Genomic DNA, 2,220 nt, shown 5'->3' on the forward strand with positions numbered 1-2,220 from the left:
TGGAGACCGCGCCGCGCGCGGGCGGCGGTCGCAGCCGCCGTGGCCGGGGCAGCTCCGAAGGCGGCAGGCGCACCGCGGCCTGACTCTCCGTACCGACCGGCACCGATGCACCTGAACCGCCCGGCAGCGCGCCCTCGCGTGCTGCCGGGCGGTTCGGTGTACGGCGCCGCACGATCCGTCGCCGATCGGTTAACTTCCGGGAAACTGACCGGAGTTGGCATTGACGTGCACCTGTCTACGCGCGTCATCATAGGGCCATGCGAATTCCCCCACGTATCGCCGCTCTCGGCGGACTCGTCGCCCTGACCTCCACGCTCCTTGTCGGCGGTATCTCCGCCTCCGCCACAGCGGCCCCGGCCGCCGTCGGCAGCGTCTGCTACGGCAGCCTCCCCTCCCAGGCCCACCACACCCTCGACCTCATCGAGGCCGGCGGCCCGTTCCCGTACTCCCAGGACGGTGCCGTCTTCCAGAACCGCGAGCACCTGCTGCCCAGCCAGTCGAGCAGCTACTACCACGAGTACACCGTGGTGACGCCCGGCTCTCCCGACCGTGGCGCGCGCCGCATCATCACCGGCAAGAAGAGCAACGAGGACTACTACACCGCCGACCACTACGCGTCGTTCAAGCTCGTCAACTACAGCTGCTGAGCACGGACGACCGCTGACCGCTGACCGCCTACGACCGCACGGAAAGGTAACCTCCGCCCCATGACGGTGACGTATGTGATCGACGGGGCGGAGGTCACCGACCTCCAGCGTTTCTGGCAGGCGATCGGCGCCGCCGTGAACGGCCCCGGCGGCTATTTCGGCAGCAATCTCGACGCGTTCGCCGACTGCCTGAGCGGCGGGTACGGCACGCCGGACGACGGCGACTTCGTCATCGAATGGCGCCGGCACGACCTGTCCCGGGTCGCCCTCGGCCATCAGGAGACAGCGGTGGCGCTCCAGCGGCGGCTCGCCAACGCCCACCCCGCCAACCGGGCGGCGATCGAGGGCGAGTTGGCCGAGGCCAAGGCCGGCAGGGGGCCCACCGTCTTCGACTGGCTCGTGCAGATCATCGAGGAGAAGGCACCGGGCACCCTGCGACTGCTCTGACGGTCCGTCATGCCCGCCTGCCCGTCAGGCGTGGCTGCGGCGCGGCAGCGTGGACTCCAGCCTGAGCCGGTCCTCGCCGTCGGGGACGTAGCGCACCGCGTCCAGCGCCGTGGCGCGCGCGTGCCCCGCCGGATCCTCCTCCGCGAGGATCCGGGCCAACGCGTCGACGGCGCGCGCGTCCTGACGTACCGCCAGGCCGTACGCCGCCCACGCCGCCGTACCGGCGTCCGGGTCGTCGAGCCGGGCCGCCAGCGCCTCGCGGAGCTCCGCAGCGTCGGCCGGTACGCCCGCAAGCGCCGGGACCGCCCCCGCCCTGACCGACGCCCACGCGTCCCCGCTCAGGGCGACCAGCGCCCGTACGACCCCGCCGTCGGCGCCCGGCGCCCCGGCCAGGACCTCGCGCAGCGCCAGCGCCACCGCCCGCCGTACACCGGAGTCCGGGTGGCCCGCGTGGCGCAGGATCTCCGGGAGCGCCGACGGATCACCGCACCGCCCCAGCGCCCGCACGGCCGCACGCGCCGGCTCAGGTTCCTCCGCCGTCCGGGACAGCTCGCCCAGCAGCGCCACCGCCCGCGCGGTGAACGGACCCGTACCGGCGTCGCCGTTCGCGTCCTGCGTGCCGTGCGCCGGCGCCGAACCCAGCCTGCCCAGCGCGTCGGCGGCGAAGGCCCGGCGCAGCGGATCGTCGCTCGCACACCACGCGGCGACCGACTGGAACGTTTCCTCATCGCCGCGCCGCCACAGCGCGGCCACCGACTCCAGCCAGTCGTCACGCTCCGGATCGCCGCACCGCAGCGCGCGCAGCGCCAGCTCCTCGTACGGCGTCGCGACCGCCAGCTCCGCCTCCAGCACCGTCGCGACGGCCGCGTGGCCGGTCTGCTGCTCCCGGCCCGCCACCGGGGTGCCGTCGTCCCGTACCAGCTCCACCAGGACGCTCTGCGAGCCGTCGGCGACGATCCGGCGCACCACCGTCCCGTAGCCGTCCCCGTAGGCGTGCCGCAGCCCCGCGCGCAGCTCGTGCTCCACGTCCAGCGCCGACCAGCGCAGCGCCTCGGCGAGCGCCGCCTCCCGCGCGCCCTCGTCGTGGAGCCCGGCGCCGTGCCGCAGCAGAGCCCGTACGGCGGCG

The 2,220-nt window shown here is 74.3% G+C and carries 3 protein-coding genes; 2 read left to right on the forward strand and 1 reads right to left on the reverse strand.

Annotated elements, in window-relative coordinates; all coding sequences use genetic code 11:
* The first annotated feature begins 257 nt into the window (after positions 1–257).
* On the forward strand, positions 258–647 hold the full coding sequence (locus HY68_RS20065; protein WP_041990809.1) for a ribonuclease domain-containing protein: 390 nt from the start codon (positions 258–260) through the stop codon (positions 645–647).
* 60 nt (positions 648–707) lie between these two features.
* Positions 708–1,094 (forward strand): barstar family protein, encoded by a 387-nt coding sequence (locus HY68_RS20070; RefSeq protein WP_041990811.1) that lies wholly within the window; start codon positions 708–710, stop codon positions 1,092–1,094.
* A gap of 24 nt (positions 1,095–1,118) precedes the next feature.
* On the opposite strand, the gene HY68_RS20075 is transcribed toward HY68_RS20070, so the two are convergent.
* A partial coding sequence (locus HY68_RS20075; RefSeq protein ID WP_041990813.1) for a HEAT repeat domain-containing protein occupies positions 1,119–2,220 on the reverse strand: 1,102 nt, incomplete at its 5' end.

It is taken from the genome of Streptomyces sp. AcH 505 (genome assembly GCF_000818175.1).
Taxonomy (GTDB): Bacteria; Actinomycetota; Actinomycetes; order Streptomycetales; family Streptomycetaceae; genus Streptomyces.

What these genes read in the sequence shown, in the direction of transcription:
- HY68_RS20065 (WP_041990809.1), top strand. Translation starts at nt 258, where the DNA reads ATGCGAATTCCCCCACGTATCGCCGCTCTCGGCGGACTCGTCGCCCTG.
- HY68_RS20070 (WP_041990811.1), top strand. Translation starts at nt 708, where the DNA reads ATGACGGTGACGTATGTGATCGACGGGGCGGAGGTCACCGACCTCCAG.